Source organism: Phragmitibacter flavus, assembly GCF_005780165.1.
Taxonomy (GTDB): domain Bacteria; phylum Verrucomicrobiota; class Verrucomicrobiia; order Verrucomicrobiales; family Verrucomicrobiaceae; genus Phragmitibacter; species Phragmitibacter flavus.
The window spans coordinates 66,049-82,058 of sequence record NZ_VAUV01000003.1; the positions used below are offsets into that span (position 1 = coordinate 66,049).

Sequence of the window (16,010 nt, forward strand, 5' to 3'; positions counted from 1 at the left end):
TTTCTCTCCGGTCTATCTGCCCACCCCCAACAATTCACCCGCCATTCAATCAATGTGCGGAACCTCCTGCCCCTTCCTCATCCATGAAAACATCATTCCATCGCCGCCGCTCCATCACCGTGGTTATGAGTTTAATGGCTCTGCTGCGACCTGTGGATGCTCAAACGTTTACCTGGGATGGCGGCGGAGACGGAAATTGGAGTGATACGACCAAATGGTCATCCGATCCCTTCTTTCCCAATTCTCCTGAGGCTATCGTCAACTTCAGCAGCATTATTAATCCCATCGCGGCCCCTACCATCATCACCCTGGATGTTCCAGCAGTGATCGGTCAGTTAAACATGGGCGTCAGTGGCAACATTGCCTTAACCATCGCCGGAGCGAATGCCCTCACCTTCAACAATGGCGTGGCCAACGCGGTGATCAACAAAGCTTCGGGATTCAACGGGGTGGATCTCATTTCGACCGCCATTGTTCTCAACAACAACCTCACCCTCAACAATGCCTCCACCGGCACCCTTACCCTCGCGGGACCAATCACCGAATCCGGTGGCAGCCGGTCAATTTCAAAAACCGGTTCAGGAACCGGCGCGGTCGTTTTGTCTGGAGACAACAGTTTCACCGGAGGTGTGAGCGTTTCAGCTGGCGTCCTCCGGGTTAACGGTCCCGCTGCCTTGAACTCGAGCGCTGTCAACGACATCACTCTATCGGGAGGCACCCTGGAACTGAGATCCAATGGCGACAGCACCCAGGCTCTGGAAAACATTATTTTTGGAGACAACGTGGCCGTCACCGGCAACACCACCATCCTTGTCGACCGCCTCACGGGCCTGCCAGGCCCGACATTCATCACTCCACTCAACAAAAACCTTCAATTCGGCAATTTCACCATTGGAGCCCAGACTCTGACGGTCACCGCCTCCAACGGCTACGGCCTCGAATTCACCGGCGACACCATCCTCACAGGTGCCGCCACCTTCGCCGTCGGCGGCGGTGGTCGAGGCTCCAACGTTGTCGCATCCACCACTCTCGCCGGAGTTGTCGATGACGATGCCGGCAATTTTGGTCTCACCAAGTCCGGCAACGGCACGCTGGTATTGGCCAACACCGCCAACACTTTTGGCGACAACAACATCATCACGGTGAGCGGTGGCATCCTCCAGGCCAATGGCGAAGGCAGCCTTGGACACCTCGGCAACTCGATCAACCTCACCGCGAACAGCCTCACCCAAGGGCTTCGCTTCAACTACTCCGGCACCACCAACCGCACCATTCGTAGCAACGCCGCCAGTGTCGGCCTCGACGTTACTGACGGAAACACCATCACCCTGGCCAACGCGCTGGACTTCAGCGCCGCCGGTAACAATCTCGGGAAAAATGACGCGGGGCGCCTCATTCTAGCCGATGCCGCTCCCACCATAGCAGGTGCCGCAGGCATCTGGAATGGCAACCTCACCATCAGTCAGGGAGCCGTGCAAGTTTCCGGCCAGGCCGCACTCGGCAGCACCACTGGCGTCACCACAGCCAGTGGAACCGCCGCCTCATTGGAATTCAACAACGCGGGAGTTATCACGGAAAACATCAACATCACCAATGGCAACCAGACCAACCGCGGCCTCAACGGCTTGGGCGTCGTCCGGGCAACGGCTGGAACCACCACCCTCAACGGCACCGTGGCTCTTGCCGCCACCTTGGGCAACAACCAGGTTTCCACCGTGCTGGTGGCGGGCGTCGCCAACGGTGCCACCCTCAACCTCTCCGGCACCAACGCGGTCACCTTCAACAACAACTCCGCAGCCGATGGCGACAATCGCAACTTCAACCTCCACTTCCTTGCCGAAGGCACTGGCGTCGGCAACATCACCTCCGCCATCACCAATGTGGGCACCTACAACCGCAGACACAGCATCCGCTTTGCTGGTGACGGCACCTGGAACGTCACCGCCGCCAATTTTTTTGGTGGCACTGCCGGTGCGACCACCGCTGCCACCACCAACGTGTTTGTCACTTCGGGCACACTGAGATTGAGCGGCCTTGGCACCTTCGCCGCACCTGCCGCCGCCGACGTTCTCGCTGGCCGTATTGATGTCAGTGCCAATGCCCGTCTGGTGCTCGACGACAGCGATAGCGATCAAAACCGCCTCAACACCCGCACCCTTCGCCTCCTCGGCGGCGGCGACCTCTACTACGTCGGCGGCAACAGCGCCAACACCTCCGAAAACCTCGGCCAAAGCGCCGCATTCAACCTCGATCGCGGCGCGAGCATCATCAACATCGACGCGTCTGACACCCACTCCGCCACTCTGAATACCGGAACCGTGGGAGCCGTCTCGCGTTCCAACCTCGCCACCCTCACCATCACCGGCGACAACATCGGCAGCGCCGCGGCCGCAGGCGTCGGCGTCATCGTCGGCGGCAACGCCGCTGGCGGTTTCAGCTACTCCGGCCAAACCGGTGCCACCGGCACCACCAACAAATCCATCATGCCCTGGATTCTCGTCCAAAACTCCAGCCTCCCGGGTGGCGTCGCCTTCGGCACCTCCAACTCCGCCGCTGCAGCCACCACCACCGGAACCAACGTCGTGCGCGGCCTCGCTGCCAACGAATCCGCCACCACCCTCGTCTCCATCGGCAGCGTCGGCCACGTCGCCAACGTCAATCCCAATGTCACCCTCGCCACCGACGCCACCGCCACCGGCCAGTTCCTCATCAACTCCCTCCGATTGGATGCCGGGGCCGACGTCACCCTCGGCGGTCAAGGCAGCACCCTCACCCTCGAAAGCGGCGGCCTCCTCATCACCGGCGCAGGCACCGAAATCAGCAACGGCTTCCTTTCCACTTCCTCCAACCGCGATCTCATCGTCCACGCCCTCGGAGACACCACCATCAGCGCCAACATCGTAGGCACCAGCGGAGGACTGACCAAAACCGGAACCGGGACCCTCACCCTCAGCGGTCAAAACAGCTACACCGGAGAAACCAGCATCCAGGCCGGCACCCTCATTCTTGACGGGGGCAAAGACACCCTCTATTTCGGCCAAAATCTTTTCATCGGACCAGCCGCCACCGTCGATCTCAACGGCAACAACCAATACGTCGCCTTATTGCTCACCCAAGGCTCCGAATTCTTCGGCTACAGCGGTGAATACGCCACCGTCACCAACACCAGTGCCACCGCCGCCACCCTCACCATGGGCACCGCAGCCGTCAATTACGACGGCGTCATCACCGGCAATATCACGGTCGCACGCGGCCAAAACAATGCCTCCTACTCCGACTGGAACCTCTATCGCGATAACACCCACACCGGCCCCACCATCCTCACGGGTGGCCGCACCCAGTTGATCGATGACGCCAAGTTCTCCGCCACCTCCCGAATCGACATCCAAAACGCCACCCTCCTCATCCAAAACGGCGGAACCTACGGTCGGCCCGACACCGACAAAATCAACGACACCGCCGACATCAACCTCACCGCGGGCATGTTTCAATACCGCAACACCCAGGGCTCCAGCACCACTGAAGTCGTCGGCAATCTCACCATCGGTGCCGGCATGTCGGTCATCGACGCCGGCGAAACCGGAGGTGGCATCAACACCGCTCACATTCAATTCGCCAGCCTCACCCAGGCAGCTGGTCAACACGGCACCGTGCGTTTTGACGGCGGCCAAATCAATGGAACCATCGGCAACGCGTCCAACGTTTATTTCGCCACTGCCCCCACACTTTCCAACAATCTCATCGGTGGTTGGGCCATGTTTGACCGTGACTTCGCCAGCTACACCGGCACCGGTGGCGTGGGCCGCTTGAGCAGCGCCGGTTACGCCGGTTATCATCGCACCAACTACAGCAACGCCACCATCAACGGAATTAATTCCGCCCAGGCTGGTGAAAATATTCAGATGCTCGGAACCGGTGCCACCGCCGCCGGTCACAGCGTCACCCTGGCCGCCGACACCACCCTGAATGCCCTCTCGTATCAAGCCGCCAACACCGCAGGAACCGCCGTTTTCGATCTCGGTGGCAACACCCTCACCGTTCAAAGTGGCGGACTCTCCCTTAGCCCGTCCGCGTCGAGCGACACTCCTGTCAGCCTCAACGTCACCAACGGACTCCTGACCGCCGGGGCCGCAGGCGTCGGTGGCGATCTTTACATTCATCACCTTCCGTTCCAAGGCACCGACAACACCGAGCGCCGCAGCATCAACCTCGGAGCCACCATCACCGACAACGCTGGGGGAGCCGTCGCCCTGGTCCTCAACTCTCAAAACCATAATGGCGGCGCCGCTCGCCGGTCCACGCTCTACATCACTGGAGACAACGAACACACCGGCGGCACCTGGGTCAACAGCGGTCGCATTGTCCTCAACACTGCCGGAGCCAACGGCACCACCATCACCGCCCTTCCCGGAGACCTCACCATTACCGGCGGCATCCAGCAAAACACCAGCTCTTTCGATGGCACCAACATGTCACAATTGGGAGAAGTCTTCTCCTACAGCTCCGGTCAAATTGCCAACACTTCCAACGTCACCCTCAACGGCACCGCCCGCCTCGACTTCACCGGCACCCCCGCCGGCATCGCCGCCTCCCCCAATACCGTCATCGCCCAAACCGTCGCCAGCCTCAATTTCAACAACACCGGCGGGCAGTCCCCCACCGTCATGCTCGGCAACGGCGACCTCACCATCAACGGCAACATCAACGCCGCCAGCACCAGCGTTGGCACCAACACCATCTCCAACATCAGCCGCACCGGCACCGGCAGAATCGACTTCGCCGGAGCCACCCGCGACATCAACGTCTCGGCCGTCACCGTCAACGGCATCGCCGTCCAGGAATTGCTCTCCTCCCTCAACATCAATGCCCCCATCACCAACGCCGCTGGCATCAACAAAACCGGCAACGGATTGCTCATGCTTTCCGCCCAAAGCGATTTCACGGGTGACTTCAACCTTCAGCAGGGCGGGATTCTGCTGAACGCCAGCAGCACCCCCAGCACGTTCCTCAGCCAGGTCATCACCGGTCCCCTTGGCGCAGGGAACCTCAACGTTTCCAGCGGCACCTACATCGCTGCCAACACCGCCTCCACCATCGCCAACAACCTCAACGTCCTCGGCGGTGACCTCAACTTCAAAGGCATCCAAAACATCACCTTCAACAACGGCACCACCTTCAACAACGCCACCACCACCGTCACTGTTGAAGAATTCAACATGACCGCCACCCTCAACGGCCCCCTCACCACCCCCGCCGCCATGGCCCTGGTCAAAAATGGCAACGGCACCCTTGTCCTCTCCACCATCAACACCTTCACCGGAGGCATCACCCTTAACAGCGGCACCCTCATCGGCCAGACCCCCACCAGCGCCGCCTCATCAGGCTCTCCCTTCGGATCCGGCGACATCACCTACAACGGTGGCGTCCTCTCCCTTCGCAGCGCCAGCAGTGACGCCGTCTTCGGCAACGACATCATCGTCAACCCTTCCCTCGGCTTCGTGAATCTCGATGTCCAGGGCGGCAACATGATCACCATGGGCACTCTGAATATCGCCATGGCCCCCAATCCCCAGGTGACCCAAATCAACGTTAGCGGAACCATTAACTCCATCCTCAAATTCCAGGACGAAACGCTCGGCTCGAACAGCCTCCCCGCCTCCACCGCCCGCACCGCAGGCCAGTTCCAGACCTTCAACATCGCCACCGGAGTCACCACCATCCTGATGGACTCCTACGCCCGCAACAACGAGCCCCTCAACATTGGCCAAGGCAGCCTTTTCCTCGGCGGTGCCAACACCTTCGCCAACGGAACCACCATCAGCACCAGCGGCCAGGGCGCGGCCCCGACCGCCAACGCCGCCACCGCCATCTACGGCGCCGGTCAAACCGTCACCCTAAGCGGCGGCACCACCGGCACCCCCATCACTTACAGCATCATGCCGCAAACGAATAACGTCGCTGGCGTCATCCCCGGCAACGTCACCGGCGGATTGCAGCAAAGCGCGACCAATGTCGCCTCCGGAAGCCTCAACATTGCCTCCGTTTGGGGCCTCGGTGCCACCAGCATCTACAACGGCGTCAACCCCAACGACGCCTCGTTTGATCGGGTTCCGCATACCAATGCCAGCATCTCCACCCTCGGCGTCTACAACGGTTACCTCGACATCACCACCGCCGGCATCTACGAGTTCCTTCTGGGGTCCGACGACTTCAGTTCCCTGGTCATCGACGGCGTCGAAGTCGGACGCGACATCTTCTCCGGTCACGGTGTGCAGGACACCGCCCGCGGCAGCATTTTCCTGTCCGCAGGCCAGCATGCCATCACCTTCAAGTTCAACACCGGCACCGGCACTCCGGGCGGTGGTGGACGCCTGCTTTACTCCGGAGCCGATACCGCAGGCAACGGCACCTTCAACAACTGGCAGGCCATCGACCCTTCCAGACTCAGCTACTTCACCGGACCGGCCAGCGTCGCCAACAACTACTACAACGCCGCGCAAATCGACAACGATTACGTGCTCAACCCCTCCTCGGTTTTCACGCTTCAGGGACTCGGCAGCGACTACAATTCCACCGTCAAAACCCTGTCCATGGGTGCCGGATCACAGCTTAACATCACCAACGATCTCGGCACCGCCGGTGTCGGAGGCACCGGGTTCCTCGGCGTTCTCGGCGTCACCACCATCAATGGTGCCAACGCCATCATCAACCCCTCCTCCGGCCACTTCAACCTCATCGGAGGCATCAACGACAACAATTTCGGTCTCACCAAAACCGGGATCGGCGCTCTCTCCCTCAACAACAGCAGCGCTTTCACCGGCACCTTCAACATCAACGCGGGCACCGTCGTCCTGCGTGAAACCAACGCCCTCTCGACCGGCTCCAACATCGTCGCTTCGGGAGCTTCCGTTGATCTCTATGGCGTCGGCTCCAGCATTGGACGCAACCTCACCATCAACGGCATCGGGACCGCCTCCCAAATCGGTGCCATCTACAACAGCCAGGCCACCACCGCCACTTTCGCCGGCAACGTCAGCCTCGCCTCCAGCAGTCAGGTCGCTGGTTATGGTGACATCATTCTCTCGGGCACCGTCAACGCGGCAGCTGGCAGCACTTTCACCAAAGCCGGGGCCAACACCCTCACGCTCACCGGCAACAATACCGCCACCATGCTCGGCCCCGTTGCCGTCACGCGCGGCATCCTCAACAACGGACTGCTCAACAGCGGCACCACCGGCGCGCTCGGCTCCGGTTCGATCACCATCAGCGCCAACGCCGCCCTCAACCTCAGCGGTAACAACCTCGCTCAAAACCTCACCCTCAACGGCACCTCGATCAGCAACACCGGCCCCAACGCGAACACCCTCGGCAACCTCATCAACAGTTCCATTTCCAACTCCGTGGCGTTCCGCAATCTCGTCACCCCCGGCAGCAACATGCTGCAGCTCGCCAATACCGCCAACACCGCCACCGTCAGCGGCAACATCACCCTCAGCACCGCCACGTCCGGCATCGGCTCCAACACCTTCTCCTCCGGCGGTGACATCATCATCACCGGCAATGTCGGCGGCAACCAGGCCCTCACCAAAGTCGGCGGCAACACCGTCTACCTCCGTGGCACCAATAACTACACCGGCGGAACCAACGTCAACTGGGGCTCCCTGGTGCTTGATGGCGCAGGCGTTCTCAGCGGCGCAGGCGGTCGCGTTCAAGTCGATGAAGGTGCCACCTTCACCATCGACAACAGCACCACCTTCACCAACAACCGCATCAACAACGGGGTCACCGGCAACAACAAAAATCTTATCCTGCGCGGTGGCACCGTCAACATCATCGGCAATGCCACCAACACCAACGACGTCACCGAAACTTTCAGCGCCAGCGTCACGGGTGGAACGACTGCGGGGATCAACGTCGAACAGGGGCACAGCAACCTCAACCTCAACGTCACCGGACTCACCGGCGGCTCCGTCACCCTCACCGCTACTCGCGGCTCTGGTGGCTCCGACCTCTCCAATGCCAACGCCGGCACGATCCTCATCAAAGGCGCAAACCTCGGCCTGAATGCCGTCGGCACCGATGGATCCACCAACCTCCTCCTCTCCAATGCTGGCTCCGCTGGCGCTGCACTTGCCATGTTTGGTCAAAACACCAACGTTGTCGCAGGCGGAGCCAATGGCATCAAAAACAAGGGTCTTGCCGCTTATGCCCTGGTTGACAACGGCGCCAATGTCGATTTCGCCACCCTCGACAGCACCGGGCTGGGTGTCCGCGCCATCGCCGCCAACGAACGCGAAACCGCCAACACCTGGGTCAACAATTCCAATGTTCTCTTCACCTCCGCCGCCAACGCCACCGTCAACACCGTCCACAGCGTCAATTCCATCAAACTCACTGGCGGATCCATCAACCTCCTCCAGGGCAGCAACCTCAACGTCCAAAGCGGCGGTATCCTTGCCACCGCCAGTTCCAGCATCAATGGACCCGGCATCATCGGCGCAGAAGGAGCAGGCAACAACTCCACCACCGGTGCCGCCCAGAACCTTTACTTTTGGACCCATGGTGCCAGCACCACCCTCACCATCAACGCCAGCATCGGCTCCATGCAGAGCAACACCGGTCGGGTTAATGAAATGATCAAAGCGGGCGAAGGCACCCTCGTCCTCGGCGGCTCCAACTTTACCCTCACCAACACCCGCATTCAGGAAGGCACCCTCCAGATCAACAACGCCAGTGCCATTTACTATCGCATGACCAACCCGGCAGGTGCCTCTTTATTCAATGGCAGCAACACCGGCCCCACCCTCCAGGTCAACGGCACCGGCATCCTCGACCTGAACGGCCACGCCCTCACCGTCAACAACTTCAGCAGCATCGCCCCCGCAGGCAACCAGGGCTCGCTGGCCGGCGGCACCGTCATCAACAGCGTCGCGGGCACCCAAACCCTCAGCATCAACGCCACCACCAGCAATACCTGGTATGGCAACATCAGCAGCGGCACCGGCACCATCAACTTCAACCGATTCGGTCGCGACACCTTCACCATCGGCAACTCCAACACCTACACGGGCACCACCACCATCGGCGGCGGTGCCACCACCATGGTGGACCTTGGTGCCCTACGAGGCACCAGCAGCGTTTCCATCAATCAAGCGGCTCTCATCTGGAATGACAACGGCAGCCAGTCCGACTCCTTCCGACTCGGAGTCACCCCTGCCAACATCATCATGAACGGCGGCGGCTTCCAATACAACGGCCGTCTCGGTGAATCCTCTGTCGCCAACCTCGGCAACGTCACCCTCAACAGCGGCGCCAGCCAGTTCACCACCAACGCCGCCACCCTCGGTTCGGCCACCACTCAAATCACCAGCCTCACCCGCAACGTCGGTGCCACGGTCAATTTTGCCGGCAGTGTGCTCGGCGACGACGGCAACGTGAAAGTCACCGGCACCGCCCCCACCAATTACAATGGCATCGTCGGCGGCTGGGCCGTCACCAACACCGGCAACCCCTACAACGGCCGCAGCAGCACCATCCAGGGCGGCGACTTCGTCATGTATGACCCCGTGTCCGGCTTCCGCGCCATCGTCGACTACCAAACCACCGGCGGCATCACCTTCGCCAACGCCGCCAACTCCGGCAACCGGCCCGCCTTCGGCAACGCCGCCTTTGCCGCCAACAACAACGTCCGCGTCAACAACAACACCACCCTCGCCGCAGGCAACAACATCGCCAACTCCTTCAGCATCGGCATCGACAACGCCGCCCTCACCCTTTCGTTCGCCAACCCCGCCGACACCCTCTACGTCCAATCCGGCGGCATCCTCGGCAGCACCGCCAACCAGGCCAAAACCATCGGAGCCAGCGTCGCGGCAGGCGGCAAAATCACCGCTGGCAATCTCGATGGCAGTTCCGGGCTTGGCAATGCCGCCAACGAGCTTTTCATCCACAACCTCAGCAATGTCATCACCATTAACGCGCAAATCGTCGACAACGCTGCGTCCGCCGTCAACCTCGTCACCAGCACCGGCTCTCAAAATGGTCCCGTCATCCGCCTGAACAACACCAACACCTACACCGGCACCACCACCATCAACTCCACCGATCTGCGCCTGAACTCCGCCGTCGGACCCGCCATTGCCAACAGCCTCAACATCACCGTGAACGGCGGCACCGAAAACGCGGGCGACTCCGGCAGGCAGGCCAATGGTCGCATCTTCTTCGAACAAAACGACCAGCTTAACAACGCCGCCACCCTCAACCTTCACAGCGGCATCGCAGGTCTCGACCTCAACAACTTCAGCCAAACCCTCGCCAACCTCAACTTCCAGAACATCGGCGGTCACACGGGCAACTCCAACGGCGTCGGCCCCACCGTGCGCACCGGCACCGGCATCCTCACCCTCGCCGGAAACATCAGCGCGACCAACATCAGCAACACCAGCACCATCGCCAACATCTCGGGCAACCTTGCACTCACTGCCGGCCAGCATACGGTTAACGTGACCGCTAACACCAACGCCGCCGCCCAGATCGGCCTCGCCGTGAATGGCGAGATCAGCGGCCCTGGCGGCATCGACAAAACCGGCGACGGCGTCTTCGCCCTCACCGGCATCAGCACCTACACCGGAGCCACCAACATCACTGAGGGCACCCTCGTTCTCGGCGGCCTGCGCGAAGACGCTTCGGACAACAACGCTGTCATCGCGTCCTCGCGCTTCAACATCAGTTCTGCTGCCACCGTCGACATGCGCGGTGGCAACGCCATCATCGGCTCCCTTGCCGGAGCGGGCACCGTCACCAATTCCGTCTACGCCATCAACAGCAACGGCAACAACGGCAACCCCGCCGTTCTCACCCTCGGTGCCGACAACAGCAGCACAGCCAACTTCTCGGGACGTTTCACCAACTTCATCAACGGCGTCAACGAACTCTCGGGCTTCAACCTCAACGTCACCAAAATCGGCAGCGGCACCCAGACCATCTCCGGCGACAACGCCGCCGCCATCGCCTCCCTCACCAGTGCGGGAGACATCAACAACGTCGGCACCCTCGACATCCAGGAAGGCACTATCAAAGTTGACGGAGCCAACGGCAGCCTCGGCTTTGCCACCATCAACATCAAACAAGGTGCCGCCCTCACCCTCGACAACAGCACCGACAACAAAACCAACCGCCTGGGTGGATACCGCCTCACCGACTCCGCCAACGGCCCCGGCGACATCGCCAACGACGTCGCCACCTTGCGCGTCATCAACATGCAGGGCGGGACCATCAACTTCATCGAAGGTGACACCCTCATCAACGAAGGCATTGGCTCCGCCGCCCTCAGCCTTGCCACCAACCCCGGCGTCGGCACCGTCAACCTCAACTCGGGTGCCTCCACCTGGAACTTCGACGACACCCTCGGCAACGGTGGTGCCACCATCACCCTCAATTCGCTCGGTGCAGGTGGCGGCTCACTTTACGTCAATGTCGGCAGCAACCAAACCCTTGGCCGCACACTCGCCGGCACCGACAGCATCAACATTTACATCAACAACGGCATGACGTCGCAGGGCACCGGCACCCTTCAGGCCACCGGCACTGCGGTCGCTTCGGCTGCAGGAGTCTCGGGCAATATCGTCGGCGGCATCCGTGCCGACTTCACCGCCACCGACTCCACCGGCACCGGTTTTGTCACCTACGATCGATACGGTTACCGCCTCCTTGCCGCCACCGAATACTCCGCCTTCCCCGTCCAGCCCAACAGCCCGCTCACCACAGGAGCTGCCGCCACTCCCACCAATCCCCCCGCCAGCTGGGCCGCCGTCAGCCCCACGCTTTCCGCCACCTATACTGGCAACGCCCTCGTCACCGAGGCCCAGACCTTCACCACCACCACCACCATCAACAGCCTTCGCCTCGATGACGGCGGTGGCATCACCTCCGCTGGCGGTTCAGCCATCCCCGGCAACAACCCGGCGGTCCAAAGCTACAACGCCCTGGGCAATTTCAACATCCTCACCATCAGCAGCGGAGCCATTGTCGCCAATGCTGGAAACACCGGACTCAACGGTGGAGCCATCAGTGCAGCAGGAGCCACCCTGCGTTTCACCACTCCGGATGCTGCCACCCTTATCTCCAACAGTCATCTCATCAGCACCAACGTAAGCGCCGCCCTCGTCAAAGAAGGTCCTGGCACCCTCGTCCTCAACAAAAATGTGTTCATGGGCAGCAACACCGATTCTGGACAAGCCATCATCAATGGCGGCACCCTCAGCCTCAACGCGGGCCACAACACCCTCACTGCGGTCAGTTCCGCCAGCGCTGCCATCGTCGACTTCTTTACCGTCAACCAGGGCGGCACCGTCCAGCTCAACGGATTTGATCAAGCCATCGGCGGACTCGTCAGTTCCGATCCGACCCCCGGCAGTGGCGGCATCATCAACAGCGGCACCTCCGCCAACCTCTTCGTCACCAATTCCGACAATGCCACCTCCACCTTCGGCGGCTCCATCACCGGTGCCATCAACCTCTACGTGTCCAAACTCACCGGAGGAAACGCTGCCAACCAGATTCTCACCAGCACCAACTCCTACACCGGCACCACCAACCTCAACGGCAGCAATTTGACGCTACGTGACGACGGTGCCCTCACCGGCACCTCGGCCATTTTTATCAACCTCGCCCAGCTCACCCTCGAAAACACCAACTTCTCCGCGAGCCAGGATCGACTCAACAACAGCGCCAGCGTCAACTTCCGCGGCGGCATCCTCTCCGTTGTCGGAAGACCCGGCGAAGCTGTCACCGAAGACATCGGCGCCGTCAATCTCCTCGTGGGCAACAACACCATCGCGGTCGGCTCCGGTGGCACCTCCGCACCCACCACCCTCAACACCGGCGCCTTCACCCGTTCCGCTGGCGCCGTGGTCAACTTTTCCAGCAACAGCTCCGGCACCCTCGGCGGCGTCAACGCGGCCAACCAAGGCGCCAATCCCCGCATCTTCATCGCCGGACAATCCACCGGCGTCATGGGCAGCTGGGCCATTGCCAACGGCAGCAACTTTGCCTATTACGATCCGATCCTTGGCGTCGGCGAACTCAGCAACACCGGCGCTGGCTTCCCCAATTACGAAAGCACCAACTACGCCACCGCCACCGCGCTCCAGACCGTCAACGATGGCACCACGCGCACCATCAGCACCGCCACCCATGCAGTCGGACTCTGGCGTATCGCCCCGAACGCCGCCAACACGGCCACCTTCGGCACCGCCAGTGGCGCCGGCACCGCCCTCACCATCACCAACGGCGGCGTCATCACCAACAACAACAACTCCTTCATCTTCACCGAAGCCGCGACCCAAACTTCGCGATCCACCATCACCTCCGGCAGCAGCGACCTGAACTTCTTCATCAACCAGAACACCACCACCCTGGGCCTCCAGGTCGTCGGCAACATCGACCTCATCAAAAGTGGTGGCGGCACTCTTACCCTCAACCAACGGGCCAGCAATACCTTCACCGGCACGACCTACGTCACGGCAGGTGTGCTCAACCTCAGCGCCGGTGCCGGCATCGTCACCATTCCCGGACCGCTGGTCATCAACAACGCCACGGTCACCATGAACACCAATGCCGGTCAAATTGCCGCCACCAGCGATGTCTCCCTGATCGGATCCAGCACCCTCACTTTCGTCGGAGCCGCCAACACCATCAACCGCCTCAACTTTAACAACGTCGGTGGCCGCACCAACCCAGTCGTCAACTCCGCCGCCAACGCCAGTTCCATCCTCAACATCGGCAGCGGACTCATCACCGCCATTGGCGACAGTCCGACCACCGTCTCCACCATCGCCTCCCCCAGCGGCGGCACCCTCACGCTGAACTTCGGCACCACCGCCCCCGAGCTCAACATCACCACCAACCTCCCCAACAAGGTCACCACCGACCTTCTCATCAGCGCCGTCATCGCCAACAGCGCCAGCGGATGGGTCAACCTGGCCGGAGGCGGAGCCGCCTTGAGAAAAACCGGCAACGGCAATCTCGCCCTCAGCGCCGCCAACACCTTTGACACCGGCGTCAGCCTCGAAGAAGGCACCATCACCGTCGGCAACAATGCCGCCCTCGGCACCGGCACCCTCACCGTTGGCAACGGCACCACCATCCTGGCCGACTCCACCGCCCGCACCATTACCAACAACGTGGTGGTCAATGGCGACTTCACCTTCGGCGGTCAACAGGCCGGCAACAACCTCACCATCAACGGGGCCGTCAACCTCGGGGCCATCGACCGCATCATCTCGGTCAGCAGCCCCAACGTCACCGCGACCCTCGCCGGCATCGTCTCCGGTGGCGGCGGCCTGGCCAAATCCGGCAACGGCGTCCTCGTCCTCAGCAACGCCAACACCTATTCCGGCGGCACCATCATCAACGCTGGATTGGTAAGAGCCGGCAACGGCTCCGCCCTCGGTGCCAACACCAACGACCTCACCGTCAAGGCCAATGCCGCCCTCAACCTCAACGGCAACAGCCTCACCGTTGACGGGTTGAATGGCGACGACGCCACCAACGGCGGACTCATCACCAACAGCGGAGCCGCCGCCACCCTCACCGTCGGCAACAACAGCGAAACCTCCGCCACCTTCGCCGGCACCATCACCAATGCCGCCAACGCGCTCAACCTCGTTAAAACCGGATCCGGCACCCAAATCCTCACCGGCACCAACACCTACACCGGCACCACCATCATCAATGGCGGCGTGCTGCAAGTCGGCACTGATGCGACGGGCAACCGATCCACGCTCGGTAGCGGTGCCGTGACGGTCAACAATGGCGGCACTCTCGCGGGCACCGGCCACGTGCTCGCTCCTTTGGCAGGCAACACCATGACCATCGCCACCGGCGGCATCATCGCCCCTGGCGACACCGCAGGCGCTGGCAACGGCAACCTCACCCTCGGCACCATCGCCGGCAGCGGACTCGATCCACTCGCCGTCACCACCGGTGCCGTTTCCCCGTCCTCCACTGCGGGTGTCGTCAATCTCACCGTTGCAAGCGGCGGGCAGATCTCCCTGGGTGTCACCTCTGCCACCCACAAATCCGGTGGTTTTGTTGATGCCTACAACCTTGGCACCACCCCCGATGCCCTCAGCTACTTCAACACCCTTTCCGTCACCGAACAGCAGCGCTGGAACGGTCAGGCCTGGACCCAAACCGGAACTGGTCTCGTCGGTTCCAACAGCGTGACCCTGGCCAACTTGGGACTAGGCATCACCGGCAGCGGAACGGGCAATGGCGGACTGTTCGTCGGTCAATCCGTTTCCGGCGAAGGCATCGGCGGAGGCACCACCATCACCGGCATCGACACCACGACCAACACCATCACGCTCTCCAACAGCCTGCAAGCCAGCACCACGGCACTCAACATTGGTTCCACCACCCAGAACGTCACCCTCGTCGAAGGTTTCAACTCCATCACCCTGGCCGATGTCACCGGACTCAATGTCGGTGACACCGTCTCCGGCTACGGCATCGTCAGCGGCTCCGTCATCGCCTCCATCAACCCAATGACAAGAGCCATCACCCTCAAGGATGCCACCTCTGGTTCCGCGACCACTCCGTTCGCCTCCACCTACGCCCCCACGCTCAGCTTCAACGCCCCGGGCAACCATGACCACATCACCATCACCGGCACCCTCAGCCTTGGCTCAGGCACCGCCGGGGGCGTGGTCACGATCATCGACAATGGCTATCTCGCCAATGCAGGAGGAGGTGACATCTTCAACCTGCTCGATTGGGCAACCCTCATCACCAGCGGCACCTTCAATCCCGGCACCAACTTCCGCAATGGCGGCCTCGGCGATGGCGACCTCATGCTGCCAACCCTCTCCAATATCGACTGGGTGTGGGACGTGAGCGCCTTCACCACCCACGGCATTTTGGTGGTCATCCCCGAGCCAGGACGCATGATGCTGCTGCTGATCGGACTTGGTGCTGTTGTCCTGCGCCGCCGCAGGTAGGCAGTCAAC

The 16,010-nt window shown here is 61.6% G+C and carries 1 protein-coding gene; it reads left to right on the plus strand.

The annotated features are described in order from the left end of the window. Window positions 1-83: 83 nt before the first annotated feature. Complete coding sequence (locus tag FEM03_RS03990; protein ID WP_166442612.1) at window positions 84-16,001, plus strand: autotransporter-associated beta strand repeat-containing protein; 15,918 nt, start codon at window positions 84-86, stop codon at window positions 15,999-16,001. Window positions 16,002-16,010 lie beyond the last annotated feature (9 nt).